Origin of the sequence: Cryobacterium sp. M25 (assembly GCF_002929635.1) — a bacterium.
Lineage (GTDB): Bacteria > Actinomycetota > Actinomycetes > Actinomycetales > Microbacteriaceae > Cryobacterium > Cryobacterium sandaracinum.
Window position 1 is genome coordinate 148,910 of record NZ_PJJU01000056.1, and the last position, 23,149, is coordinate 172,058.

Below are 23,149 nucleotides of genomic sequence, written 5' to 3' on the forward strand. Positions count from 1 at the left end.
GAATGTTCACTATGGCAAGATCACGTCGGGAGTTCACTCCTGAGTACAAAGACGAGGCCGTGAAGCTGGTTTTAACCACCGGCAGGGCTGTCGCAACTGTCGCCCGCGAGCTCGGAGTCAACGAGGCCACTCTGGGCCGCTGGGTGACCGCGTTCAAGGCCCGCAACGAGACTGGGCAGACCGAGGTGACGGAGTCTGAACGGGCCGAGCTGCTGCGGCTACGCAAGGAAAACGCGGACCTGAAGAGGGACAGGGCGTTCTTGAAAAAAGCGTCCATCTTCTTCGCCCAGGAAGCATCGGATATGAACGGCAAGCGTTCGAACTGATGCTGGCGGAGAAGACCAACTTCACCATCACCCGCATGGTCCGCCTCCTCGAGGTCTCCCGCTCGGGCTACTACGCCTGGATCGGCAGGGCACCATCGCCGGCGTCGATTCGCCGGGTGCACATCGAGCAGAAAGTCGCCTTCTTCCACGGCGATTCCGACGAGGTCTACGGCGCCCCCAGGATCCTGGCCGATTTACGTGCGGACGGGGAGATCATCTCCCGCAAAACCGTCGCCGCGACCATGCGCCGCCTGGGATTGGCGGGCATCTGTCCGAAGAAGTGGAAGACGACCACCATCATCGACCACACTGACGCGTACCCGGTCGACGCCGTGAAACGCCAGTGGGACACCGGGGCGCTGAACCAGGTCTGGGTGGGCGATATCACCTACCTGAGGACGTGGGAGGGATGGGTGTATTTGGCGACCGTCATCGACGCTCACAGCCGCCGCGTCATCGGGTGGGCCATCGCGGACCACATGCGCACCGACCTCATCCAGGATGCCCTCACGATGGCCATGGTTCTGCGCGGGGACCGCCCGGCGACGGTAATCTTCCACTCGGACCGTGGCACCCAGTACGCGTCGGAACAGATCACTCTCTTCGCGGCCAAGAACGGCATCACCCGATCGATGGGATACACCGGGATCTGCTGGGACAACGCCATGGCCGAGAGCTTCTTCGCGACCCTGAAAACCGAGTTCTACTACCGCCGGGTTTGGCCCACCCGAGCCCGCGCGATCCGCGGCGTCGCGGACTGGATCGAGGACCGCTACAACCGCCGCCGCCGGCACTCCTCGATCGGGCACGTCACGCCAGTGGACTTCGAAATGCAATACTCGTCACAGGCCGCAGAGATCCAACTCGCCGCTTAACCCGTGTCCACTCTCCGGGGTCAAGGCCAATGCGGTCACCGGCCCTGAATGCGGCAATCACGGCCTACACGAATGTTGGCGGTCCGATCGGTATGCCAATTCTTGCTTTGCTGGCCATCATCATCCTGGCGTCAAGCGCCGGTCATGGACGCCGGTGATCCTAATCACCGCCGCCGCCGCCGATTCCCTTCTGATGACCATCGCAGGAAAACAACTCATCGCCCGCGCCCGTCCTCCGCTGACTGACGCCGTCCCTCCGTTTGAGTACTCAGCATCATTCCCCAGTGGACATGCCCTCAACGCCCTCGTGATCGCCGGGGTTGTCACGTATCTCATCATCCTGCGTCAGCGCTCAAAACGGGCGCGAGCATTCACAATCGCGGCCGCAGTGACATTCGCCCTCACCATGGGGCTGAGCAGGGTTTATCTTGGCCATCATTGGTTCACCGACGTCGTGGTCGCTTGGTCGCTCGGCGCAGCGTGGCTCGCCCTCGTGATCACCGCCCACCGCCTCTACCTCACCACCAAAACCCAAGCCGGCGGAGTTGCGCAACGGGGCACGTCGGCCTAACTCATTGTCAATGGCACCATCACCCCGCCTTGTCGCGCTGCCCGTATGCCGGACCCTGAACGCACGCACCCGCACAACGGGAAGACCCTGGCGCTCATATCGACCGGGCCGCCCCGCTTACCCCACCCGGAAGAGATTCGCCTTCGGCTGCGTTTTCCACCACTAGCCCTCGCTACCCAACAGTTTCGAAACCCATGGGAGGCGCTTTGGTTACGAGACACATGGATGTTTTGACAACCATCGAGAGCTCCAGCGAATGAGGCTATCTGTGTCCGGGGTTACGAGGCCATCGACACGAGAATTGCGAATCCGAGACCCGCGAAAGCCACTCCGGTCACGAGAGCGACAACCGCCCGGACTCCGCGCTTGGGCGACCAGGGCACGAGGAGAATGGGGAGTCCGATAAGAAATGGAATTGGCGCAAGGTTACCGATCGTGCCGCCGATATCCCGACTGATTCCGAACCCTCCACCTGTACATCCATTGATACCGCAGAAGTCCCAAAGCGCGCTGATCAGCAGGACCGAACTCACAAACACTGGAATCGGAAGAGCCCAGAGCAGGTGGAGCCAGGTGCGCTCTGTAGGTACAGTTTCGGACACCTAGATCCGTTCCCCTTCATCAGCGCATTCATGGCGATACCACCAGCCCTAGTGTGACTACGGCAGATGGCCACACGCTACGGCCCTGCTGCACCTACCGTCAGCCCCCAGAATGGGGCGACCAAGTCCCTGGAAGCATGTAAATCTCGGCAGGCCTGCGGCGCTTCGTTGATGTGAAGAGCCATCGTGCGACGATCCTCCGTTTCACCGAACAGGCTTCCTCAACGGGCACTTGCCCGGAGCCAGGCGATTCCGACGCTGGCGGATCGCGACGTGTCCGTTTGACTCGCCCGATATTAGGCCCGCTGACGGGACGTCAAACGCACGAGTACAAGCACGGCACCTTGTGTCTTATAACCCTAGGGGTACAAGACGTCTCACGACTCCCCTTCTTCGCCTTTGCAGATCGCCGGAATCTCGCGGCGCGGCGATTCTCGTAACCGCGTCGCATAACCTACTGGCTGAATGACGATACCCATCGTTAGTTATGACACACCTAGGAGCTGTCATTTTCCGAACTCGTCTGCACAACGGCCTGCGTGTTTTCGGGGTTGTGCAGGCGAGTGTAAACAGTGGCTTTTCCGTACTCCTCTGTACAAAACGCCCATTTGCCCGTACTCCTCTGCACAACGCACGTTCAAGCGGCGGTGTCCCCGGCTCGCTGGATTGCCCGGTAGAGCGTGGACCTGGCGACGCTGAAGAGTTCAGCGATTTGCGCGGTCGTGTGGTTGCCTCGCTGGTAGACCTCGACCAGGTGCTCCTCCTGCGCCGGAGACAATTTGGGTTACTTGCCCCGGAGCCCACCATCCGCTTGGGCAACCTGCATCCCCTCGCGAGTACGTGCGCGGATCAGGTCGGCCTCGAATTCAACGACCATCGCGAGCACATTGAAGAGGAGCCTGCCGACCGGATCGGTGGGGTCATGAACGGAACCACCGATACTGAGCTTCACTTCACGTTGGGTGAGATCGTCAACGATGTCTTTCGCGTCGCGAAGCGACCGTGCCAGCCGGTCGAGCTTGGTCACGACGAGGGTATCGCCGGCTCGGCAGGCGGCTAACGCTTCGCGAAGACCTGGCCGGGCCCGGTTAGTTCCGGTAAAGCCCTGATCGGTAAACGTCTTTTGGAGTGAGACGCCGAGGGTGGCGAGGGCGTGCTTTTGGGCGGTGAGGTCTTGGTCGTTGGTGGATACGCGTGCGTAGCCGATAAGCATGCAGGTCATGCTTCTGTCGGGTACCGTTTATCCCCCCTTTACCGGGCATTTTCTCGGGTGGGGCATCCGGGAATGGGACGGTCTCGAATGTGAATCGCGGCGCCAAATGGCGGCCTTTTCGCAGCGCTGAACGTCACCCCAACGCACGTAAGCCGATCCTTCAACAGTGGTGATCAGACCGTTCCGCCGGTCGCACGGATCGCCTCATCGACCGGCGTATGTCTACTCTGCCCGTCTCTAAATGCGACGATAGGGTCTTGATGCGGCAGGTGCTCAACGGTCGCAACCGTTGCTCTCAGGACCAGTACTGCGTGTTCCATGGCCCGGTCGCTGTTCCGATCAGTACAGTGTCCTCTTCGGCCCCATCGAAATGGATCGCGTGAGCTGGCACAAACAAGAACGACCCCGCCGGGAAGCGATCCGCGTCTCCCTTGATGAAAGAGGTGCCGTATCCGAGCATGAGTTCGCCGGAGGCCACGTGCAGGTGCGCGTCGGCGATGTGGTGGTGCGGGGCGTCGAATACGCCCGCGGGGATAAAAAACGCGTAGGTGAACATGTGCCCTGGCTCACGAGAGCCGACGAGTGTTGCGGACTTCGTGCCGTCGTCGTGAACCGTCTCCCATGGGATGAGGCGGGAATCAAACGACTGTGGCTGCTTCGGTTGCATACCGTCATGGTAACCGCGGCTCACAGCGAACGTTCGCGGAATACAGACACCGCGCTGCTTGGACATAGGGCGACGAAACCTGGGCCGGCTTCGCCAGACCTTCAACAGCATCCAGCGCCCGTTTACCGGTCCCTGAGCGCGACGCGGAACGTCTCGAAAAAGTACAGCTTTCCAAGACACCAAGCGAGCCTGGATCTTGCTCGTCACTTCCCGCTAGATCTCGGGGTGACTGAACGTCTCAGAAAGTCATCTCATCACAGTTCATACCTCACCGTTCTGGTTGGGGTTTTTCGAGGCAAAATGGAGCGTATGAGATTGCTCGGCTACACCCGCATCAGCACTTCGAGCCAGGACGCTCAACTCCAGCTGGATGCGCTTATCGCCGCCGGGGTGCAGAAGCGAGATGTGTTCGCCGATGTCACGTCCGGGAGTAAGACCGGGATTGAGCGGCCGGGGATGAAGAAGCTGCTCGAGCCCAACACCCTCACATAACTACACGATCAAGGGATACGAAGAAAGTAACGGGGCGAACGGAGGAACTTGCACTCCTACCGGGGGTTGGTCAGGGGCGCGGCGAAGAATTCTCGCTCGTGCGCGGCCGAGGCGCGGAACGCCTGGGCCATGCGGTGCCGGGCCGGTTCAGCCGCTGCGGCTGCGGTGGAGGTGACAATCTTGATCGCACGTGCGGTGGAAGCGGCGAACTCCTCATCCGCGTAGGTGTCCAGCCAGCTGCGGTACGGATGCGCGTCGTGCGAGAGCGGATGCAGCCGCGTGCCGACATCCTGGTACATCCAGAAGCACGGCAGCAGCGCCGCGGCGAGGACGCCGTAGTCGCCGCTCGCGCCAGCGGTCGACAGGTGGTTGAGGTACGCCGTTGTCGTCTCGCTGGGCTGCACGCCGGCCAGGGTCTCTTCGGCGATCCAGCTGGAGTGCAGGTCGAGTTCGGCGGCGATCGCGCCGTGCGCGCTGGCCGCCCAGAACGCCTGCTCGGTGGCGGTCGGGGCGAGCCGGCTCGCGACGGCCAGCATCCGGGCGTAGTCGCGCAGGTACAGGGCATCCTGGGCGAGGTACCAGATGAAGGCGTCCCGGTTCAGGGAGCCGTCCCCGAGCGCTTGGATGAACGGCAGCTCGTCGGTGTCGGTGCGGATGTCACGGATGTCGTGCCACCATTCCTCGGCGACCTGGGCCGGGCTGGGGCTGGTGTGCAGGCCGCCGCGCTGCCACAGGCCGGCAAAATGCTGGATCGGTCCGTGGCCAGAGCCGACCTGCAGGTCGCCAGAGTGGGCGATGCTCTCGGTCAACCATAGTTTCGCCTCGGCTACCGCGTCCCCCCAATCTGCCAGGCTCGGCCCCGCCATGCCGGCCCGAGCCGCTACCCGGGTCGCGACAGCGGAGGAGAAAGAACACCCGGTTCCGTGGGTGTTCGGGGTGTCGATCCGCAGCCCGGGGAACTCCCGCACGGTGTGGGCGCCGACGAGGGCGTCTGGTACGAGGTCACCGGCGAGGTGTCCGCCCTTGGCCAGCACGAGGACCCCGTACGTCTCGGCGACGTGCTGCGCCTGGCGCAGCACCGCCGACCAGCTGGTCGCCACGGGAGAACCGACAAGGATGGCCAGCTCCGGGATGTTGGGCGTCACCAGGTGCACGACGCTCAGCAGGTCGCGCAGAGCCTCCTCAGCATCCTCGGTGAGCAGGCGGTCACCGCTGGTGGCGATCATCACCGGGTCGAGTACTACGAGCCCAGGCTTCACTTGGCTGAGCCACCCGCTCACGGTGCGGGTGACGTGAACGTCGGCCAGCATCCCGATCTTGACGGCATCGATGTCGACGTCGTCACTCACGGCGTGCAGTTGCTCGCGCAGGAAGGAGACCGGCGGCACGTGCACCGAGCGCACACCGTGGGTGTTCTGCGCGACCAGTGCGGTCACCACGGCCATGCCGTAGCCCCCGTTCGCCGCGATGCTCTTGAGGTCGGCCTGGATGCCCGCTCCGCCGGTCGGGTCGGTACCAGCAATGCTCAGCACGCGAGCGATGCGGGGGGATGCCCCGGTCATGCCGTCGCGCCCCAGGCTGCCCGCAATTCGAGGGCGGCCGGCTCGGGGTGCGGCGCCGCACAGATCGCCGACACCACGGCGACGCCCGCCGCCCCGCACTCACGGAGGGCGGCCAGGTCGTGCAGGCCGATCCCCCCGATGGCCACGGCCGGCAGCGTGCTGACCCCGACCAGGCGAGCGAACTCGGCCAGCCCCAGGGCAGGGGGCGCGTCACTCTTGGTGTGTGTGGCGTGCAGTGCGCCGATGCCGACGTAGTCGATCAGGGCAGGATCCTCGGCCGCGCGGCGCAGCTGGGCATCCGTCGATGCGCTGAGCCCGATCACCGCCTCACCCCCGACGAGGTCGCGCACCGCGCCGACGGGCAGGTCGGATTGCCCGACGTGCACCCCGGTCAGCCGGCGCCCGGCGGCACGGGCGGCCAGAAACACGTCGACCCTGTCGTTCACGATCAGCGCCACGGTGTCGGGCAGCACATCCGCGATGCGCAGCACGGTGTCGAGGAACTCCCGCCCGGCGGTCTCCTTCTCACGCACCTGCACGGCGCTCACGCCTCCGGCAACGGCGTGCCGCACCACGTCCACGATGCTGCGCCCGGCCGCCGCGGCCTGCCCCGAGTCGGTCACCAGGTATAGCGACAGGTCAAGGTTCATCGGAGCACCGCCCGGCGTGCGATGTCCTGCGCGTTGACGGTGGCCAGGGCGTCCACAAAGGCGACAGCGAAGCTGCCCGGACCGGTGGCGGACTCTGCCGCGAGCTCGGCCGCGACGGTGTACACCGTGGCCGCGGCCACCGTGGTGACGAACCTGTCGGCGTCGACCGTGGCGAACGCGGCCATGACCGCGCCGAGGGCGCAGCCCCCGCCGGTGATGCGGGTGAGCAACGGATGCCCGTTGTCGATGCGCACCAGCTCACGGCCATCCGTGATGATGTCGACAGGACCGGAGACGGCGATCACCCCACAGGTCATCCCGGCCAGCGCGTACGCCGCGGCCAGGGCGGCATCCACCTCGTCGGATGAATCCACCCCGCGGCCGCCGGATCCGGCGCCTGCCAGCGCAATTATCTCCGACGCGTTTCCGCGCACCACCGTGGGTCGCAGGTCGCGAAGGGCGAAGGCCAGCGGCGTGCGCACGGGCAGGAAACCGACGGCAACGGGGTCGAGCACCCACGGTGTTCCAGCATCGTTCGCGGCTGTGACGGCCTCGAACATCGCGTCGCGTTGTTCGGCGGTGGGCGTGCCGAGATTGACGAGCAGCCCAGATGCGATCCGCGCGAACGCGCCCGCCTCGCCCGGAATGTCGACCATCGCGGGCGCCGCACCGAGCGACAGCAGCACGTTAGCGGTGAAGTTCACAACGACGCTATTGGTGAGGCACTGCACGAGGGGAGGGCGGGCCCGCACCTCGTCAAGCGCTGAACAGGTGAATGAAATAAGTTCTTCTGGCGTGCGCATTTACGCGACATCCCTTCGCTAGTACTAACTAGATCAGGTTCAACGGGTGTTATCTCAGCTCCAGATGGAGCACCCCGTGTCACTTGGCTTATGAACCAGCGTATCGCAGCGCCTTCGTTCTAATTCATGGTTGGACGCGGCCAACATCTTGGCAACTGGCCGACGGAACGAGGCCATTGCGCGAGCGCACCAAGAGCTGGCCGAGCGTCTCGTATTCCATAGGCGGCGGATTCATCGTTAGTTGCGAGACACCGAGAATTAGATGACTGATGCTGCCCGGGGATGCGTCAGGACGCCTCACCCTGGTCTCAGAAGCTTCCCTACGGTCGGCCAGCCAGGATCGTGGCTACCTCGCTGTTGGCTTTGAAGTGAGCAAGCGCGTCAGCAGAGAGCAACCGGATGACGTAAACAATTCGGCGCCGTTCGCTTTCAGAACCGTTGAGGATGTTCTCGTGGTGAGCCACTCTGTTTCGGAAATCTCGCAGCGCGGCCGATGCGTCAAACTGCGTTGATCCGCGCCCGCTCGACGTTGCCTCGGGCGATCTTGTAGACGTCGCGCGAACGGCCGGTGGCCCCGTCCTATCTCATCACAACGGGAAACAATGTCATCAGTGTGGCCGAATCCGTCCAGTGCGCGTCACCAGGGAGAGTTGCCGCTGCAAGCTGGCGATCGCACGCATTGCGCAGACCGACTTCCAGATGGCTCAAATCGTGCAAGAAAGCCGCGCTCAGCTTTGCGTTCCACTCATAGAGCTCAAGCGCTCGTGAGCGAGATCGGCCGGCGGCCGCGAGGTAGGTGGAGAACCGGCCAATGCTGAGCCATTCCTCTATCCAGTGCCCCTCGCTCGATGTCGTTGCCACGGGGCGCCCTCCAAGCTAAGACTGTAATGTAAGCCCTTGATGACCGCTGTCTCATGTTACTTGGGCCACGAATTGGGAACTCCGGTACTTCGCCTTGGCGGACCCGGAGTTTTTCATTTGTCCTGCACTTTGCCAGTCGCACCAGCCCTTCAGCGACGCCCTGCGCAGCGTTTGGCCGTGGCGCCTGTCGCGCGCCAGGAAACGAGGTGCCGCGAACTCGTCCCACCGATTCAAATAGTCAGCTCGAAGTGCACCAGGATGGCGATCCCTGCCGGATGAGGTTCACCGTGGCGTGGTGTCCAGCATGGCGCTATTCCCGCGACGCGCACCCGCGATACCCGTGCGCACAGTGACGCATTTCGCATGGAGACGGTGCCCAAGTTGAGGTGGACCGCCGAGAAGCCCTCGGCGCGACCCGGCTACTAAGCTTCGCAATGCGCCTTCGCAGGAGGACGACCTGGTTCAGAGCGCTCCATTCGATCTCTTCGCCGAACTTGGCGATTCGGGCCCAACCCGGCCCGGCAGCAGCGGACCCTCTTGAGGGTTTCGATGGGTGGTCTTAGGGGGCTGGCGCACAATTCCTCGGCATGCGCTTGCACTATTGCAAACGCTTGCAGTAGCGTAACTCGAGGGTCTAGTACCTCGTTTACCGGGTTCCGCTTCCGCGGCCCGCTCGCAATCGCCCGTTCCCAATGAAGCGCGTCGGCGTGGTCCGCTGGCGCGCGCGACAAGGAGTTTCATCGTGCGCAGATCAACCCGTCCGTTGTTTGCAGCGGTGGCCGGCCTGGCCCTAGTCCTGACCCTGAGCCTCGATGTAGGAGTGACAACGCCCCGGGCGGATGCGAGTCCGCCGGGTGCCAAGGACGTCACGGCGACGCTCTTCGAGTGGTCCTTCGCATCGGTCGCCCGGGCCTGCACGAATACCCTCGGTCCCAAGGGGTATGGATTCGTCGAGGTCTCGCCGGCCCAGGAGCACATCCAGGGCTCGCAGTGGTGGACCTCCTACCAGCCGGTCAGCTACAAGATCGCCGGGCGACTCGGCAACGAGGCCGCATTTTCGAGCATGGTCAGCACCTGCCACACCGCCGGTGTCAAGGTCGTGGCCGACGCGGTGATCAACCATATGAGCGCGGGTTCCGGCACGGGCACGGGGGGCACCGTCTACAGCAAGTACGACTACCCGGGCTACTACCAGAACCAGGACTTCCACTCCTGCCGGACCCCGATCACCAACTACAGCGACCGCTCCAACGTGCAGAACTGCGAGCTCGTCGGCCTCGCCGATCTCAACACGGCGAGCACCTACGTGCAGTCCACCATCGCGGCGTACCTCAACCACCTCAGCGCCCTCGGCGTCGACGGTTTCCGGATCGACGGCGCCAAGCACATGGCCGCGGCCGACCTCTCCGCCATCAAGGCAAAACTGACCAACTCGAGCGTCTACTGGGCGCAGGAGGTCATCGCCGGCGGGAACGAGGCGGTCCAGCCGGGCGAATACACCTCGACCGGCGATGTCGACGAATTCCGTGGGGCCTTCGACCTCAAACGCATGTTCACCAGCGACAAGATCGCCTACCTGAACACATGGGGCGAGTCCTGGGGCTACCTCGCGAGCAACAAGGCGCGGGTCTTCGTAGACAACTGGGACACCGAGCGCAACGGCTCGACCCTCAGCTACAAGGACGGCAACACTTACACGCTCGCGAACATCTTCATGCTCGCCTGGCCCTACGGCTCGCCCAACGTGTACTCGGGCTATGAATTCACCAACACGGATGCCGGCCCGCCGACTGGCGGCACGGTCAACGCCTGCTACAGCGACGGCTGGAAGTGCCAGCACGCCTGGCGGCAGATCGCGAACATGGTCGCCTTCCGCAATACCGTGACGGGCACCTCGGTGACGAACTGGTGGTCTAACGGCAACAACGCGATCGCCTTCGGTCGGGGGAGTGGGGGCTTCGTCGTGATCAACCACGAGGGTGGCGCGATCAGCCAGACGTTCAAGACCTCCCTGCCCGCAGGAAGCTACTGCGACGTCCAGCACGGCGACCCCGGCGCGGGCGGCTCCTGCTCGGGCCCAAGCTACTTCGTCGCCGCTGACGGAACCTTCACCGCTACCGTGGGCGCCGGCGACTCGATCGCCCTGCACGCCGGAGCCCGCACGTAAGTGGATAGCCAACGCCATAGCTAGGGCTTCCGCGGCCTCGATGACTGGCCAACACCGACATGCATTCCGTCTCCACGTGGCGATCGCGATGTGCGTTGAGGGTCGCCCCGACCATTTCGTCGCGGTCGTACGCGCCAAACACGCGAAAGCGCCGGTTTCAGAGGTCTCGAGTGGCATCGGCATCCAACAGCTCGTGCGGGGTGGCTGGCGTGAATGGGTAGTCGGTGTTGTTTGTCTTTTCCAGCTCATACAGATCGGCCGAGGAGGTCACAGTCAATTAGGAAACGCTGAGTCCGGCAGCCTGAACTCGCGAGAGTGCCTGGCGGAAGTTCGACAGATTTGGCGGATCCGCCAGTTCAAGCCGGGCACTCCAAGATCGGCCGCCGACAGTGAACCCTCGTGCCTCCAAGCCCTCTCACTGTGGATCAACGTCTCGCAACACCAACGATCACCGCAACGACGAGTGCCGAAGGTGCCACGTGGAAGGAAGGCGTCGCGGCGCTGGCGGCTCGTTTGCGTACTCCAGCGGGTGGGAGTAGCTCGTCGTGTGCTGCTGTCTCCCCAGCGGCCCTGTCGCTGCGCCCTCCCGGCCGCACCGTTGGCAGCATCTGGCGAGGCGTACGACCGTGCAGACGGGGGTCTCGGCGTCCGGTCAGGACGTGAGCACCGTCACGTCAAGGGCGGGCGTAGCGCGACGCGAGTTGGCGCAGGGTGGCTTCGATGCCGGCGGCGTTCTGCCGAGGAAAGCCGAGCAGCTCGAAGACCTTGCCCTGCATGGCTGGGACGGTGCTGTAATCGAACGTCTCAGTGACGCGCGTAGACGTGAGCGTGAGCGGCGTGAGTTCCCAGCGCCACCGGTGGCCCGCTGGGTGACGCCATTCCACAAGCCGACCGTCCTCGAAGCGCGTCACCGTGCTGGTGATGCGATACGGGATGCCGAACTGCTTCATCGCTACCGAGAATTGTGCGCCCTGGCTGAGCCGCTGCGGCCCCGACACCGTGTCGCGGACGGTGCCCGAGCCGTCCAGCTCACCGTGACGGTGCGGATCAGCCACCAACGCGAAGACGTCGTCGGCCGAAGCCGGCACCTCGACAGTGCGCGCGACTCGGCGCGGCCCTTGCTCAACCTGTTCAACCGTCATGCTCGCCAGCCTAGGTCGTTCCCAACCGCTACTCCCCCGAAACTTCGGGGCCTCGACGACGTGGCGCCGAATCTGCGTCCGTCGAGGTCCCTCGAACGCCTGCTTCGCAGGTGACTGAGCGCGCCTCCTGAGCAAGTGATTCGGACTAGAGCATGCTCGTAGAATCAGGCTTCCCGAGCATTGCGGAGCGGCCGCAGGCGGCGACCATCTATTGGAGCGATCACATAAAAAACGGCAAATACTGGGCGGTGACTGCAGCCCTCACGGTAGTGCTCGGCGTCGCCTTGTTCACTGCTGAATTCGACGCTCTGGGGAACGGGATCCTTTTCGCTGGCTACGGACTAGCAAGCGGACTTACATACAGGTTCCTGCACACCAAAGCACTCCCACCGGCCACCAAAGGCTGAAGATCGAAGAGGCGCATCGTCGGACTCCTCACCGCGGCGACACCGCAAGTTCCGCAATGAGCCTGGATTTGTGACGAGGTGTCAAACAGTGCTGAGATCGCCCAACGCGGCTTTCAGATTCCGGTCGACTCCGTGGGCGAGCATCCGCTGGTAGGTCGCATCGCCATCAGCCGCCACTGAGCGGATGATGTCGAGTTGCCTCTGCACTCGTTGACGGATGAGCTCCAGAACGTCGCTGGCAGTGCCATCCCACTTGTAGGCCCGAAGGAAGGACTCGAGGCGTGCCCGCCGCTCGCCGAACGCAATGAATCCTTCTTCCAGCACGAGCTGTCGAGCGTGGAGCGGGACCCAGGAGAATGCGACCCAGGCAAGGTCCCCGGCGTGCGTGGTCGGGCCGGCCATGTCCCAGTCCACGAAACCCACCAGTCCGTCTTCATTCCAGACCGCGTTGTAGGGCGCCGCATCGTTGTGACCGATGATCAGGCCCGGCTCCCATACTTGGCCTTCGCGCCACATCGAGCCTGCGGGCGGGACAAAGTCGGCGACTGCTGAGTGGTAGCGCCTGAGCCAGTCGCCGACGTCCAGGAGCGCCTCTTCGCTGTGCGTCCAACGCGGCCACGGGCGGACGTTACCGACGGTCGCACCCTCGAGAAAGCTAACGACAGTCCGACCCTGTGCGTCGGTCCCAAGCGGGCGCGGTGCCCCGATAGACCCTTTGTCGGCCAGATGTTGCAAGAGGGCATTCACGGCCGGGGTCCACGTGCCGGGAACGCGGCGCACGGTTCCATCGATGAGAAGCGCGCCGCCATCGAATCCGCCATCCAGCTTTTCACTCACGTCGCCAAGCTTCGCATGACGCTGCAGGCTTCCCAATCCCGCAGAGGGTGCGACGAAAGGGCCTACGAGCTGCACCAGCTCCGCACCGAAGTCGCCACCCTCCGGGACAAGGTGGAGTCCCTCACCCCTGAGGTTGAGTGAGGTAGGGGCGGTTCGGACGCACTTCCAGTGACACTTGCTGGGGCTCCTGCGGACGGTCGCTCACCCAGACCTGGTAGTGGTTCTCACTGCGTACACCGTACAAGGTGCAAACCCCCGTTTCGGAGAACGCCGTCGGCGGCCACTGGCAGGTGCCCTCCACCGAGAATCTGAGGCCCGCGCCCGTCGCCATGCGCTCCAAGTCGTGGACGCTAACGGGGGTGTCCGTCACCCACCGCCGGGAGATGCTCGGGCACGGGTTCGTGCTCATACACAGAAACTGTTCGCGGCGAACCGCGTCGTTCACCTGCTCCCAGTCGGCGGGGACAGCCAGCTGCGCGGACTGCTCCGCGAGGACTTCGGTGACCCGGTTTTCCAGGGCGAACACCACGAGAAGCGCGGCGACACCCAAGGCCATCAGCCCGGCCGCGACGGCACCCAGAACCTTCACACCATCCCCCAATGAACTCGGCCCCGCCGTGCCTGCAGCGTAGCGCGCAGGATACGCCGTTGGCACTACTTCGCGGGCCCACGCTGCCGGGCGGGAGGCACAGCCGACGCGGCCGTGCACGGCTCACCCCGCAGGTAGGGGCAGGGCAGCACCGCCCGCTGACCCTCCGGCTTACGGGCACGACGCCGATGTCATTAACCGGCCGGTAAGCATTGGCGCTGGTTCATCGGGTTGTTCCTGGTTGGGCCATCGAGGCGTCGTGGAGGCTTGCCACTCAGCGCTACTTGCCGGCCGACTTCATGCTGAGTTCGTCGGCCTCTTCCTCCGTAACGATTCCGACCAGCTCGGCAATCTTCACGACGATGTCTTCCATGGGCTCTTCGGCCGTACTGAATCCACCACGCGACGCGAGTGTCGGGGTGACCTGGTCGAGCTCCTCGAACGTCACCCCGTGCATGACCGGCACTAAGAGGCTCCGGCGCAGCAGAGCGCTGAGCTCGTTGCTCGCAATGCTGCGGTCGGTACGCAGCTTGTCGAGCATGGCGGGCGTCACCAGCACGATCCCCATGCGGGAACTCACCAATCCACGGTCGATGGCTACTCGCATGTCCGTGCCAGGTCGCAGGCTCACCTCACTGAACCACACCGACACGTCTTTTCCGAGGAGCAACTCGTAGACGTCATTCGCGGCCGCCTGACGGTCGGGCCAGGCGTGACAGAGGAACACGTCATTCACCTGAGTCCGTAAGACAGTCGCCGCGCGGACAGACTCCAGGTCGCGCACCTGCTGTTGCGTGTACGAGGCAGTCGACCCGCTGGGCTGCCAAGCCGGACGGGCGACACCACGTCCCCCGCCCCCGCTACTGCCCGACAGGCTCCCACTCCTACGCACAGGCGCGGCCGGTGTGGGGTAGGACGGGTACGACCGAGGCGGCGAGTATGAAGAACGCCCATAGCCGGAGGAGCATGCAGGGCAGTTCGCGCGACCGCTTGCAGTGCGGTGGCCTTCTCTTGGAGCTGTGCATTGAGCCATGTGCTGATGATACTGAAGACCTACGACACCGAGTGGAGCAATGGCCCGTCGGTGCCCGTAAGCCGATCCACCTAAAAAGGGACGTGGTCGGCGAAGGCGATGGCCTCTTGGATCGCCTCGATCCCAAGCACCCAGCACAACCAAACAGCTGACAATGCCAGAATCAGCGCAATCACCGAGGTCGCGATCCTCAACGTTCGGCGTGGCGTCGCAACAATGGAAAAAACGGCTGCAGCTGCAGAAAGCACCGGAATAAGTACAGACACGACCATCACGCCCAGATGCATGGGAATCCGGGCAGCGTAATACGAGCTGGGATAGTCGTCGGGGTCAAAATTGAACCCGGAAACAAATGCAAAGAACGTCGACACCAGCGACAGGCCCAAAAGCGTGAAAGCCATAGCCAGCCATGTGCCCCCGCTCCACTGCTTCCCCATGCCGATCAGTCAACCATGGCTTGAACGGCCAAGTTCCAACGATCGTTGGCGATGCGGGACGACAGCGGCGGTTCATACCTTGGAGCGGCGTTCAGCCCGAGGGCGGCGGGACTGAGGCGCCGCCGCGCAGCGCCACCCGGAGGTTCAAATCGTCGCCGACCTGGAGCTGGCGGCTGGTGAGCGGGTTGAGGAAGCCGAGGTCGTCGTCCGTGATGCCGAAGCGGTCGGCGATGTCGTTGAGCGTGTCGCCGGCGACCGCACGGCAGGAGAGTGGGGCGCCATCGGCTGCGGCGGTGGCACCGCCGGCGCCGAACCGGACGCCGGTATCGACGGCGAGCAGCCCGGGGCGGGTGTCCGGCACGTCCCAGGTGATCGTGCCGACCGCCCGGGGAGTGAGCACGCAGCCGTCAGGATCGGTCGTGGTCGGATCGGTCGCGGTGATGACGGCGGTCAGGTAGTAGCTGGGGTCGCCCCGGGACAAGTCCCTGGGGCCCATGCTCAGCCCAGGCTGATCGGCGTCCGTGGAGAGGTTGCCGAACGAGAAGCTGTGCATGTCGGCCAGGCAGGTCGTGGTCTCCGACCAGGGGCTGAAGGAAAATTGCAAGCCTCCGGGGACGTCCGAGTGGAAGTCCTTCAGTGCGACGTCGAATCCGCCCCCACCCGCCGTGACGACGACGGTTCCGGAGATGGTGTTGTCTCCCGAGGCCGACGTGAGCTCGGCCGTGCCGATGACACCGTCGGGGATGACAACGTCGGCCGCACGGTCGGGCGGGGCCGGCGCATCCGTGTGGACGGCCGTGTCGACCGGTGGAGTCTCGGTTGTCGGGGGCGAGCAGGCCACAAGTCCGAGCACCAGAGCGATGCTCCCCAGAACGGATGTCGCCAGTCGTGGCACCAGGTCCTCTCCCCGCCGAGCCCAGTATGGCAGTCGGCCGCATCGCCGGTCCAGCCGCGGGCCCGACGGACAAGGTGGCTCGTCCGAAGTCGCTACCGCACGCACCGATCGCTCTGTCTGAATCGGCACTGCGAAAGCTCAGACCAACCGTTCAAAGTTTCCCAAGGTTTTGACGCTCAGGTCTCGACGGGCTCCGGTTCAGGGCTGGGGGTCTGGGCTGGCGTCTGTGAGCGACCAGGCCGTGACGGAGACTTCGCCGCCAGCGACGATGTCGAGGGTGCTGGGCCAGGAACCGCGAACCAGGCCTGGGTAGAGCGCTGCGTAGAGCGTGTATGTCGTGGGGACATCCGCTGTGGCCATGGCGCCCCAGCCGAGTCGGGCGATGGCGTAGCCGCCGGCCGGAACCACGATGGGCACGGGGCCCTCGTCGGTGGTCATGAACGTTCCGCCGGGCACGAGGGTGACGTCGAGGGCCGACCCGCTCTCGTCCGCGAAGGCGAGGTCGGGGTAGCCGCTGAGGGTGCACGGGGAGTCGGTGAAGTTCATCGCCTGGATCGACAAGGTGCGGTGCCCCATGGCCGCGTCCGAGTCTCCGAGTAGCAGCGCCGCCTGGTCGGGCGTGCACCAGTCGGCGGCGGGCTCGGCCGCCGCCGGTGCGATGGTGGGCGGCGGCGTGACCGGGACATCCGGGTCGGGTACGGAGCCGAGGGTGTGCCCATTGGCGCGGGCGTTCTCCGCCGCCGCATCGAGCCGCGCGGCCCGGCTCCCCGTAACGGCCGCCAAACCGGAAAGAATCACGGCGACGACGACGATGCTGCCAAGAACTGCGAGCGGGCGCGTGCGCAACGGGCCGGGCGCGGCCGACGCCGGGACGGCATCCGCGCCCGGCTGAGCCGGGTGGGCCGGTTGGGCGCGCACCCGGGCGCGGCGCATGGCGAACAGGGCCGGCAACCACCCCCAGGCGATCCCCCAGTACCCGCTGAGGAGAACGGACTCACCGGCCGGGTCGAGCACGAATGCGGCGCGGGACGGCGGGAATGCCGCAACGATCGCGCTGATCACCCACGGGAGGGTGGCGAGGAAGCCGGTCAGAACGGCCACAAACCAGAGGGCGAAGAACCGGGCTGTGCGCGATCCGTCGGTCCGGTCGACGATGAGGCGCGCCAGGAACAGGTAAACCACGAAGACGACGGCGGCCGAGGCAAGGGGGGCGAGAGCGATCCACGGCCAGGACCAGAACCAGACGCTGCGCGGAATCGTTTCCGGCAGGAGGTGCTTCACGAAGGCGTTGGGGACCAGAGCGAACCAAGTCAGGAAGCCGAATCCGCCGGCGCACACGACCCACCACGCGGCGGCGACGGCGGCCGGAATCCAGGGAAATGGGCTGTGGCCGGGCCTTGTCATCCCCAGAGACTACTTCACCGCCGGGCAGGCATCGCACGCAGTTACGGGCACATTGGGAATACCGGGTCCGACGAGCCAAGTGGTTCGGTCAACAAGGCAGCTTGCCGCGTTCGGGATCCTTCGCTGGAGGCGGGTCCCTATGCTGAGGCCATGCAGGTTGAACTGTCACGATTCCGCGTCAAGCTCAACTGTTCCGGCATTGTCGAGGAATGGATCGCCTTCCTCAACGACGACATGCGCGACGTACTCGTGACTCTGGAAGGAGAGCGGATGTACGTTGAATCCATCTTCACCGAGTGCATCGAGGGTGTCGACTACATGTACTGGTACACCGTCCAGGGCAAAGACGGCGACGCCGTCGAAAACTCCGAGCACTGGCTCGACAAAAAGCACATCGAATACTGGCAAGCCTGCATCGACAAGTTATACCCCGCCGTTGACCTGCCGAGCCGCGTCACAATGATCCCCGATCGCGTCCGACAACTCATGAGATAACCAACAGCCCGCGGATGTTTCTGCATCCGAGCAATATCTTGAAGTAACCGAACGATCGGAACCGTCATGGACACTGAAGCCGCATTCGCAGTCGTGCTCGCGTCGGTCGTTGCCGTCGTCTACGTCGCGGCAATTGCCTACGCAATGATGCAGATTGCCCGAACCAACGACCTGTCAGGCCTGGAGAGAGTCGTCTGGATAGCCGGCGTAGTGTTCGCCCCTCTGCTCGGTGCGCTCGTCTGGTTTTTCGCTGGGCCACACCCATTCGGCTTTCGACTGACACGCAAGGTTCGATAGACCTCGACAGTCATCCGCGCGGGCGCAGTGAGGGTTCCCTTGCGGTCCCTGGTCTTGATCAGCAACCGCTCCCCCGTTTCGCGCAAGACGCGTGCCGGGAAACGTCCGTCTTACGGTTGCGCTGCAGGGCTGTCAACACCGCACCCGAACCATGCAGGTCTACCTGTGCCCTGTTCCCACTTCCGGCGTTGTCAGGCCTGGGCGACTTGACTATGACTTACAGACCCGCAGTGACCGCCTTGATGGTGACATGAAGCCCGCCCACCAGATACGCTGCTGGCAACAGCAATCAGCAGCGGCCGGCGGGAATGGTGGCCGGAGGTTCTGTCAACGGGGGACAGCGTGAAGAAGATTCTTGGTGCGATTTTGATTGGCATTGTCGTCCTTGCTGTCGCCGCTTCCATCATTGTCAGGACCTTCGAAGACAGGATCACCGAGGAACTCGTTGCGCAGGTGTCACGACTGGCGATTCCTGCGGACTGGAAGGTGCTGGACGACATTGTCCGACGCGATCAATTCCTGTGTGTGAGTACCAACCCATGTCCAAGCATTTCCCGGAGGTGGGAAGCGCAAGCGGACTCGGTGGTGACCGCCAAAGACCTGGAGCAGATCGCTGCTGCGGCGGACGTGACCCTGACCGTGGATCGGCCGTGTCAACGGCCAGCGAACAACTTCGGGCGCGCCATCCTGTGCACCGGGCTTGGCGTTGCGGACGGCTATGACTATCAGTTGTCGCTAAGCAGTGCTGCCCCTGGGGAGCCCCTGCAGGTATCGCTGTATGTGAGCCCAGTCACAATCCCATAGCCGTGGGGCCACTCTGGTCCGAGATCGCTGCTGCTCGATCTCGTGCGGAATCTCCCCACTTTCGTAATGTTTCCCGCATCCCACAAGTGGGGTTACTCGCGCGGGCAGTGACCTGTAGCCTGAGACGGATTTGGCGCAAAAATTAGGCCAGATCAGCCTATTCGTCTTTCTTAGACGACCGGCTTCAGCCACAATCTGGGGGTATTTCTGTGAGCCGAAGAACAACGCTCTTTCTTTCAGTGGCAACGGCCATAACGACGCTGATCGCATCTATCGTCATCGTGCCGGCCGCCTTGGCTGTCGACCCGTTGTCAAATCCTTGCGGGGACGTCGAAACCGTTTTTGCTCGGGGATCCGGTCAGGCAGTAGGTGATCCTGAATCTGAGCGTTTCTTTGCCCAGTTGCAGGCAAGAATTGGCACAACACTGACGATCAACCCTTATGAGCTCGGTGACGCGAGCATTGATGGTAGCCAGTACCCGGCCGTGCCCGTCGGCGGTGATACGTGGGACTCATTCTGGAATACTGCGGGGGCCTTCTTTTCCGCTGGAGGAGGGTGGACCTACGGGGCAAGCGTCGATAGCGGCGTCGAAGAGCTCAGAAGCTACCTGACTTCCCGTGCCGCGACATGTCCCGAAGCTGCATTTGTGCTGGGCGGTTTTTCCCAGGGCGCACAGGTTGTCGGTGAGACCTACGTCGAGAAACTCACTCCGGCACTCCGCAATAGAGTCGTATATCAGGCTCTGTTCGGCGACCCGAGATTGAGTCTGCCGGAAGGTCTTATAACTCCAGGCGGAAGCCAAACTGGTTACGCTCCGGCTTGCCTTGGCAATGACTCCGATTCCGAGTGGCGCTTCGATGTCCCCGACTGTTTCGTGAAGAGTGGTTCCCTCGGCGCGCGTCAACCATACTTGCCGGAAAGTTTCACTTCGACGACGGGCCTGTCCTGCGCAAAGCATGACTATGTCTGCGGTTCATCCAAGTTGATCTGGGATGCCGAAGGCCACAAAACCTACAAAAAAGACGGCGGCAGCATTGACAAAGCCGCGGTTGAGATGAAGATGTTCGAAATGTTAGCAGTCTGGGCATGAGTGAGCTTCACGGCAATGCCCCACCACAGTGCGGTGACCTTCCCTCTATTCGAGCAACTTGCCGACCTGGGTGACGTCTCCCATGAGGGCCGCGATCTCGGCTCGCACCGGCGGGATCTGCTCGTGCGCGATCGAGCCGTCGGCTGACCACACCAGGTTCACCTGCAGGGCGGAATCCATGTGCGGGTAGTCACTTCGGTTGTGGGCGCCGCGACTTTCCCGACGTTCCAGAGCACAGGCGAGGGTTGCGCGCGCGGCCATGAGGGAGGCACGCAGGTCGAATGCGTGTGCAAGGCCAGAGAAGCCCGCGACATCCGGATGCACTCCGATTCGGCTCTGGCGATCGTCGAGGTCGTCCAACTGGCGCAGTCCTTCCAGTAGCCCCGCTTCGTGGCGCACCACTCCGCCGAAATCCGTCATGGTGTTGCGGATGTCGCGCTGCAAGGCGCGCACATTCTCCTGTCCGTCCGAGGCAAGAGTGTCAGTCACCTCCCGCTCGGCTGCCTGGACCGCGTCCTGTGATCGATTCTGGGAGGTGATACCTGCGCTGTACTCGGCCGCAGCCTGGCCGACAATCCTGCCGAACACGAGCAGCTCAATGAGCGAGTTGCCGCCGAGCCGATTGGCTCCGTGCAGCCCGCTGGACGCCTCGCCGATAGCGTACATTCCGACGACATCGGTGGAGTGGTCATCCGGTCGCACCCATACTCCGCCCATGGAGTAGTGCGCGGTCGGAGCGATCTCGATGGCGGTGGTAGTGACGTCGAGTACCTGCAATTCGAGCATGGTCTGGTAGACGCGGGGCAGGCGCGTCATGATTGTCTCGCGGGGCAGGTGGGAAATGTCGAGCAGCACGCCGCCCTTCGCGGTGCCGCGTCCCTCCTTGATCTCGGTGTACGCGGCGAGGGCGACCCTGTCGCGGGTGGACAGTTCCATGCGCTCGGGGTCGTAGTTGGCCATGAACCGCTCGCCGAGTGCGTTCCGCAGAACCCCGCCCTCGCCTCTGGCGGCCTCGCTGATCAGGGTGCCGGCGGCATTCTCTGGTTCGAGGATGCCACTTGGGTGGAACTGAACCAGCTCGGCGTCACGCAGCCGACCGCCGGCATCCACTGCCAATTTGAAGGAATCGCCCGTGTTCTCGTCCCGGCGGCTGGATGTGCGGCGCCAGATGCGGTTGTGTCCGCCGGCAGCAATGATGACTGCGTCGGCGATGACCGTCACCCGGCTGCCGTCGCGCAGGTCGAAGCCATAGGCGCCGAACACCACGTTGTCACGCACGAGGATGCGGGTGATGTACACCGAATCCAGGATGGGTACCTCAAGCTGGGAGGCACGGGCCACCAGGGTCCGTTGGATTTCAAGCCCGGTATAGTCTCCTGCGAAGGCGGTGCGACGGTATTTATGGGCGCCGAAGTAACGCTGACTGATACGCCCGTCACTCTCCCGCGCAAAGGGCATTCCCCATCGCTCGAGGTCCTGGATGCCGCGGCCCGCGTTCTTCGTCACTATCTCGGCCGTGTACGGATTGGCTAGAAAGTAGCTCTCCTGGATGGTGTCTGCTGCGTGCTGCTGCCAGCTGTCCTCGGAATCCATTGTTGCCAGGGCCGCGTTGATTCCGCCGGCCGCCAGCGAGGTGTGCGCGTCGTTTTTGGGGCGTTTACCGACGGCGAGAACGTCAACTCCGCGCTCTGACAGCTCGATCGCGGCCCGCAGGCCCGAACCGCCGGTGCCGATGACGAGCACGGAGGCAGAAATTCGGCGACCCTTGAGGGTGTCGTCTGACATGAGGAGGCCTTCCCGGGGAAATACAACGGAGCCATACCGACCGTGACTTCCTAGGTGACATTAGCTCGCGGTGCTGAGCATTTGCCCCGATCACACGTGGGTTGGCTGCGTGCGACCAGCGTCTCCAAGATCAGGGTGAGCTGGGACCTCACGAAGTCGGAGGTTCATCAGAAATCTCTGTTATGGATCTCCACGGGAAGCGAGTAAACCGGAATGAGCTTCGGTGGGCCATAGCCACGGCCGGACCTCCGCGACGGTGCCGGCGTACTGTACCGTTCAGCCGGGTCCGGGAGCGTCTCAAAAAGCGAGTGGCTTGCCCGAGAGGCGTAATTTTGTAAGGGCCGCTTGGTCGAAGAAGAAAACAGCCGGGAGCTGAGGATGCCCGGCTCGAGAGTGCCCAGTCCGTTTCCGCGACTCGCGTCACTATGGCCGCGGCTCGTGCGATCAGCTTGAGGAAGGAACTCGATGATTCGATCAGAGTCCAGCGTTGAGGTGCCGCGTTCGGCAGAGGATGTCTTCGCTTTTCTGGCAGACGGCACCAATAACGTCAAGTGGCGAAGCGGCGTGCACGCGATCCGTCACGTTAGTGGAAAGGGAGTGGGCGCTGAGTTCGAGCAGCTTCTCACCGGTCCGGGTGGAAGAACAATGCGTGCGAACTACCGCGTGGTCACGTCGAAGGAACCGACCCTGCTTGAGTTCGAGGTCACCGCCGGACCGGCCCGGCCTCGAGGGTCGTTCACGATCACCACTGTCTCATCTGCCTCATGCCGGGTCCTATTTAAGATCGAGCTTGAGCCACAAGGCGTGATGAAATTTGTGCGAGGAATGATTGAAGCGCAAGTGGCCGCGGAGGCCGCCGCAATTCAGAACCTGCCCCGGGCGATGCGCAACGCGTAGCGCGGCTTCGGGCTGTCATTTTCCATTCACGATTGCACAGATATCAGTACACGCCTGCACAACCGGTTCGGTGATTGCCTGACGAGGTCTTGTCTGCTCAGTTGGCCTCTGGATTGGTCGCCCCGTCGGGTGGATTCTCTGCCGGGTCGGGGTGTCCTGACGGACGCGGGACGAGTTACGTCGTCCCCTGCTTGTTAGGGTTAGTGAGGAGGGGTGACCGCCAGAACTCCCTGGACGACCACTGTTT

21 protein-coding genes, 3 pseudogenes and 1 riboswitch are annotated in these 23,149 nt (G+C 63.7%); of the genes and pseudogenes, 10 read left to right on the forward strand and 14 right to left on the reverse strand.

The window, feature by feature from the left end; all coding sequences use genetic code 11:
* The first annotated feature begins 2 nt into the window (after window positions 1–2).
* Together CXY81_RS12695 and CXY81_RS12700 are read left to right on the forward strand one after the other, a co-directional pair.
* Window positions 3–1,201 (forward strand): annotated as a pseudogene (locus CXY81_RS12695) (IS3 family transposase).
* Window positions 1,202–1,355: 154 nt separating this feature from the next.
* Window positions 1,356–1,772 (forward strand): phosphatase PAP2 family protein, encoded by a 417-nt coding sequence (locus tag CXY81_RS12700; protein WP_369828386.1) that lies wholly within the window; start codon window positions 1,356–1,358, stop codon window positions 1,770–1,772.
* Window positions 1,773–3,011: 1,239 nt separating this feature from the next.
* Here CXY81_RS12700 and CXY81_RS12705 read toward each other — a convergent pair.
* Window positions 3,012–3,596: pseudogene (locus CXY81_RS12705) on the reverse strand (recombinase family protein).
* A gap of 286 nt (window positions 3,597–3,882) precedes the next feature.
* The gene (locus CXY81_RS12710; protein ID WP_104195045.1) at window positions 3,883–4,254 is read right to left on the reverse strand and encodes a cupin domain-containing protein; all 372 of its coding nucleotides are present in this window, start codon (window positions 4,252–4,254) and stop codon (window positions 3,883–3,885) included.
* A gap of 309 nt (window positions 4,255–4,563) precedes the next feature.
* Between CXY81_RS12710 and CXY81_RS12715 the strand changes: the two are divergent.
* Window positions 4,564–4,728, forward strand: a pseudogene (locus CXY81_RS12715) (recombinase family protein); the annotation flags it as partial.
* A 74-nt stretch (window positions 4,729–4,802) separates the two neighbouring features.
* Here the strand turns inward: CXY81_RS12715 and CXY81_RS12720 are convergent.
* From CXY81_RS12720 to CXY81_RS16185, 4 genes are all read right to left on the reverse strand, one after another.
* Window positions 4,803–6,308, reverse strand: coding sequence for a bifunctional hydroxymethylpyrimidine kinase/phosphomethylpyrimidine kinase (locus CXY81_RS12720; protein ID WP_104195046.1), 1,506 nt, complete (start codon window positions 6,306–6,308; stop codon window positions 4,803–4,805).
* Window positions 6,305–6,958: a thiamine phosphate synthase gene (thiE, locus tag CXY81_RS17565; protein ID WP_104195047.1), complete on the reverse strand. Its 654-nt coding sequence runs from the start codon at window positions 6,956–6,958 to the stop codon at window positions 6,305–6,307. Before thiE ends, CXY81_RS12720 begins: the two co-directional genes overlap by 4 nt.
* On the reverse strand, window positions 6,955–7,761 hold the full coding sequence (gene thiM / locus CXY81_RS12730; protein ID WP_104195048.1) for a hydroxyethylthiazole kinase: 807 nt from the start codon (window positions 7,759–7,761) through the stop codon (window positions 6,955–6,957). The genes thiE and thiM overlap by 4 nt, the downstream gene beginning before the upstream one ends.
* Window positions 7,755–7,848, reverse strand: a riboswitch (TPP riboswitch). Its footprint overlaps the gene before it by 7 nt.
* 492 nt (window positions 7,849–8,340) lie before the next feature.
* Complete coding sequence (locus tag CXY81_RS16185; protein ID WP_134542645.1) at window positions 8,341–8,622, reverse strand: hypothetical protein; 282 nt, start codon at window positions 8,620–8,622, stop codon at window positions 8,341–8,343.
* A gap of 742 nt (window positions 8,623–9,364) precedes the next feature.
* Here CXY81_RS16185 and CXY81_RS12735 point away from each other — a divergent pair.
* Window positions 9,365–10,789, forward strand: a complete 1,425-nt coding sequence (locus CXY81_RS12735) for an alpha-amylase family protein (RefSeq protein ID WP_233194156.1) — start codon at window positions 9,365–9,367, stop codon at window positions 10,787–10,789.
* Between the two features lie 674 nt (window positions 10,790–11,463).
* Here CXY81_RS12735 and CXY81_RS12740 read toward each other — a convergent pair.
* A complete protein-coding gene (locus tag CXY81_RS12740; RefSeq protein WP_198411917.1) occupies window positions 11,464–11,931 on the reverse strand; it encodes an SRPBCC family protein in 468 nt (155 codons plus the stop codon).
* A gap of 152 nt (window positions 11,932–12,083) precedes the next feature.
* On the opposite strand from CXY81_RS12740, the gene CXY81_RS12745 reads away from it, so the two are divergent.
* Window positions 12,084–12,338, forward strand: a complete 255-nt coding sequence (locus CXY81_RS12745; RefSeq protein WP_104169242.1) for a hypothetical protein — start codon at window positions 12,084–12,086, stop codon at window positions 12,336–12,338.
* Window positions 12,339–12,419: 81 nt separating this feature from the next.
* Here the strand turns inward: CXY81_RS12745 and CXY81_RS12750 are convergent, their stop codons facing one another.
* The 6 genes from CXY81_RS12750 to CXY81_RS12775 all read right to left on the reverse strand — a co-directional run bounded on the left by CXY81_RS12750 (window position 12,420) and on the right by CXY81_RS12775 (window position 17,533).
* A complete protein-coding gene (locus CXY81_RS12750; RefSeq protein ID WP_198411916.1) occupies window positions 12,420–13,211 on the reverse strand; it encodes a phosphotransferase enzyme family protein in 792 nt (263 codons plus the stop codon).
* A gap of 85 nt (window positions 13,212–13,296) precedes the next feature.
* Entirely contained in the window at window positions 13,297–13,764 is a 468-nt protein-coding gene (locus CXY81_RS12755; RefSeq protein ID WP_104195051.1) for a hypothetical protein, read from the reverse strand.
* 280 nt (window positions 13,765–14,044) lie between these two features.
* A complete protein-coding gene (locus CXY81_RS16735) occupies window positions 14,045–14,500 on the reverse strand; it encodes a toll/interleukin-1 receptor domain-containing protein (RefSeq protein ID WP_199183062.1) in 456 nt (151 codons plus the stop codon).
* 368 nt (window positions 14,501–14,868) lie between these two features.
* Window positions 14,869–15,198 carry a hypothetical protein gene (locus CXY81_RS12765; RefSeq protein ID WP_134542644.1) on the reverse strand — a complete coding sequence of 110 codons (330 nt, stop codon included), beginning with the start codon at window positions 15,196–15,198 and terminating at the stop codon, window positions 14,869–14,871.
* Between the two features lie 127 nt (window positions 15,199–15,325).
* Window positions 15,326–16,129 (reverse strand): LysM domain-containing protein, encoded by an 804-nt coding sequence (locus tag CXY81_RS12770; RefSeq protein ID WP_146067695.1) that lies wholly within the window; start codon window positions 16,127–16,129, stop codon window positions 15,326–15,328.
* 198 nt (window positions 16,130–16,327) lie between these two features.
* Entirely contained in the window at window positions 16,328–17,533 is a 1,206-nt protein-coding gene (locus tag CXY81_RS12775) for a DUF4232 domain-containing protein (protein WP_104195055.1), read from the reverse strand.
* Window positions 17,534–17,683: 150 nt separating this feature from the next.
* Here CXY81_RS12775 and CXY81_RS12780 point away from each other — a divergent pair, with 150 nt between their 5' ends.
* The 4 genes from CXY81_RS12780 to CXY81_RS12795 all read left to right on the forward strand — a co-directional run bounded on the left by CXY81_RS12780 (window position 17,684) and on the right by CXY81_RS12795 (window position 20,220).
* Window positions 17,684–18,028: a DUF6176 family protein gene (locus tag CXY81_RS12780; protein ID WP_104195056.1), complete on the forward strand. Its 345-nt coding sequence runs from the start codon at window positions 17,684–17,686 to the stop codon at window positions 18,026–18,028.
* 66 nt (window positions 18,029–18,094) lie between these two features.
* The gene (locus CXY81_RS12785) at window positions 18,095–18,325 is read left to right on the forward strand and encodes a PLDc N-terminal domain-containing protein (protein ID WP_104195057.1); all 231 of its coding nucleotides are present in this window, start codon (window positions 18,095–18,097) and stop codon (window positions 18,323–18,325) included.
* A gap of 342 nt (window positions 18,326–18,667) precedes the next feature.
* Complete coding sequence (locus CXY81_RS12790) at window positions 18,668–19,129, forward strand: hypothetical protein (RefSeq protein ID WP_104195058.1); 462 nt, start codon at window positions 18,668–18,670, stop codon at window positions 19,127–19,129.
* Window positions 19,130–19,338: 209 nt separating this feature from the next.
* Window positions 19,339–20,220, forward strand: a complete 882-nt coding sequence (locus tag CXY81_RS12795; RefSeq protein ID WP_158252067.1) for a cutinase family protein — start codon at window positions 19,339–19,341, stop codon at window positions 20,218–20,220.
* A 45-nt stretch (window positions 20,221–20,265) separates the two neighbouring features.
* On the opposite strand, the gene CXY81_RS12800 is transcribed toward CXY81_RS12795, so the two are convergent.
* Window positions 20,266–22,005 (reverse strand): FAD-binding protein, encoded by a 1,740-nt coding sequence (locus CXY81_RS12800; protein ID WP_104195060.1) that lies wholly within the window; start codon window positions 22,003–22,005, stop codon window positions 20,266–20,268.
* A 465-nt stretch (window positions 22,006–22,470) separates the two neighbouring features.
* Here CXY81_RS12800 and CXY81_RS12805 point away from each other — a divergent pair, with 465 nt between their 5' ends.
* Window positions 22,471–22,902, forward strand: a complete 432-nt coding sequence (locus CXY81_RS12805; protein ID WP_104195061.1) for an SRPBCC family protein — start codon at window positions 22,471–22,473, stop codon at window positions 22,900–22,902.
* Window positions 22,903–23,149: the final 247 nt, after the last annotated feature.

Bases quoted from the DNA above. Each gene is read 5' to 3' on its own strand.
- CXY81_RS12800 (WP_104195060.1), bottom strand. From the start codon at position 22,005: ATGTCAGACGACACCCTCAAGGGTCGCCGAATTTCTGCCTCCGTGCTC.
- CXY81_RS12710 (WP_104195045.1), bottom strand. From the start codon at position 4,254: ATGCAACCGAAGCAGCCACAGTCGTTTGATTCCCGCCTCATCCCATGG.
- thiE (WP_104195047.1), bottom strand. From the start codon at position 6,958: ATGAACCTTGACCTGTCGCTATACCTGGTGACCGACTCGGGGCAGGCC.
- CXY81_RS12805 (WP_104195061.1), top strand. From the start codon at position 22,471: ATGATTCGATCAGAGTCCAGCGTTGAGGTGCCGCGTTCGGCAGAGGAT.
- CXY81_RS12775 (WP_104195055.1), bottom strand. From the start codon at position 17,533: ATGACAAGGCCCGGCCACAGCCCATTTCCCTGGATTCCGGCCGCCGTC.
- CXY81_RS12780 (WP_104195056.1), top strand. From the start codon at position 17,684: ATGCAGGTTGAACTGTCACGATTCCGCGTCAAGCTCAACTGTTCCGGC.
- CXY81_RS12740 (WP_198411917.1), bottom strand. From the start codon at position 11,931: ATGACGGTTGAACAGGTTGAGCAAGGGCCGCGCCGAGTCGCGCGCACT.
- CXY81_RS12745 (WP_104169242.1), top strand. From the start codon at position 12,084: ATGCTCGTAGAATCAGGCTTCCCGAGCATTGCGGAGCGGCCGCAGGCG.
- CXY81_RS12720 (WP_104195046.1), bottom strand. From the start codon at position 6,308: ATGACCGGGGCATCCCCCCGCATCGCTCGCGTGCTGAGCATTGCTGGT.
- thiM (WP_104195048.1), bottom strand. From the start codon at position 7,761: ATGCGCACGCCAGAAGAACTTATTTCATTCACCTGTTCAGCGCTTGAC.
- CXY81_RS12785 (WP_104195057.1), top strand. From the start codon at position 18,095: ATGGACACTGAAGCCGCATTCGCAGTCGTGCTCGCGTCGGTCGTTGCC.
- CXY81_RS12765 (WP_134542644.1), bottom strand. From the start codon at position 15,198: ATGGCTTTCACGCTTTTGGGCCTGTCGCTGGTGTCGACGTTCTTTGCA.